Source organism: Nocardia noduli (assembly GCF_019038455.1).
Classification (GTDB): Bacteria; Actinomycetota; Actinomycetes; order Mycobacteriales; family Mycobacteriaceae; genus Nocardia; species Nocardia noduli.
In genome coordinates this window covers 1-1,787 of sequence record NZ_JAFMPL010000219.1, presented here as the reverse complement: position 1 = coordinate 1,787, position 1,787 = coordinate 1, and the positions used below count along the sequence as shown (strand labels likewise).

Annotated in this window: 2 protein-coding genes; both read left to right on the top strand. The window is 71.6% G+C overall.

The genetic code is table 11. The features are described from left to right. A partial coding sequence (locus JZ792_RS40990) for a hypothetical protein (RefSeq protein WP_216918351.1) occupies positions 1 to 1,110 on the top strand: 1,110 nt, incomplete at its 5' end. A gap of 102 nt (positions 1,111 to 1,212) precedes the next feature. Next, positions 1,213 to 1,629, top strand: a complete 417-nt coding sequence (locus tag JZ792_RS40985) for a hypothetical protein (protein ID WP_216918349.1) — start codon at positions 1,213 to 1,215, stop codon at positions 1,627 to 1,629. Positions 1,630 to 1,787 lie beyond the last annotated feature (158 nt).

Sequence of the window (1,787 nt, the reverse complement as noted above, 5' to 3'; positions counted from 1 at the left end):
CGCCGTGCCCGCATCCCCGCCCCCACCACCGGGCTGGTGAGCCTACGCCACCGCGCGCGTGACCTCGCGGTCGCCGAACGCCGCCACCGCGAATACTCCGGCTACGCCGCACAGCGGTTGTACGCCATCGACACCGCGATCGACGACGACCGCACCCCGCCGGTACCCGAACCGCGGAAGAAGGCCGGGCAGGTGTGGGCGCACGTGCAAGCCGAACTGTGGGACCGCTCCTACTTCCTGCACGTCGCGCACTGCTACACCGAAAACGACCGGCACCTGCTCGCCCCCGAACTCCCCGAACGCCACATCACACCCGAACGCCGGTACGCCCGTCTCGAGGACGCGGCCCGGGAGTTCCTGCGCGGACACGCCATCGAGCCCGAACCCTCCGCGCGGGCGCGGGGCGCGCGTGCCCGCCGCACCCGGCCGCAGTTCCCGCCACGGATCACCACGGCCGACCAGTCCCGCTTCGCCATCCGTCGCACCGGGCTCCCGGTGCCCAGCGACCGCGACGAATACCTGCCCTACAGCGAACTCGACGTCCGCGAGTCCACCTGGCAGGGCTCCGGGTTGGACTACGACCTCGCGGCGATGACCCCGTATCTCGGGTGGCCGTGCGTGGGCTGCTGGATCGACCGGCCCGCCAGCGACCGCCGCCCCTTCCACACCCGCCACGGGATCGTGCTCAGCGACGACGGGCTCTGCGATGTCTGCCGCGCCGACGGCCACCGCGGCATCCCCGCACTGCCTGCCGGGTTCGGGATGCGGAGCTTCGTCGAATCCCGCTGCGCCCACATCGCCGCCGCCCACCCCGAACAAGTGCGGACATTGCTCGATCGGGTGCGCGCCGCCGCGGCGAACACCGGACCGACCTGGCGGCTGATCACCCGATGGATGGCAATGAACCTCGAACAGCCCGAACGCGCACCCCGCCCCACCGCCGCGCGTCGGCCGCGCCGGGGCGGTTCCGCGCTCGGGGCCGGGCAGCGCATCGGACGCTGCGACGCCTGCGCCCGCAACGGCATCGTGCACGCCGACAACTACTGCACAGACTGCCGCATCGACCTCGGACTCGTCGCCACCAACGGCCACGCCGCAGCGGTGGCCTGACCCCGGCTCGATCCTCGCTCGCCTTGTTCGCCGGTCCGCCGCGGTGTCGACCCCTGCGGCGGACCGGTCCACCAACCCCCGATCCGACAGGAGCATCCCTTCGTGCATCGACTTCCGAACCGCGCCCGCCGCGCACTGCGCGCACTGCGCGACGCCGTACCCGTACCCGTACCCCACCCGGGCGAGGTCCGGGTACGGGTCTACCTCAACACCGACCCGACCGCGCTGCTCACCGGATACCGGCCCGACGCACCCGTGACACTGGCCTACACCTACATGCTGTGCGTCGACCCGGCCGCCGACACCGACGAGGTTCTGCTCGAACGCGTCTTCGCCACATTCAACGACCACCCCGAACACGACAACGACCACATCCACACCGACACCTGGTACGCCAAAGGGATGCACGGCGTGACAGGACTGCGGTCCCTGTCGGTCGGCGACCTCGTCGCACTCGACGACCGCCACTACACCTGCCAATCCCACGGATGGACCCGCGTCCCCGCCCCACCGGACTGACCGACACCGGCAGCGACCGTCCGCTCCCCGATCGGGGTGCTCAAACCCACACCAAGGGGCACCACCGGCAATCTGCCCACCCCGACCGGAAGGACCCATTCGCCGTGACTCACTCCGCGCCGCCCGCCGACCCCGCGCACCTCACGATCACCGAGCTC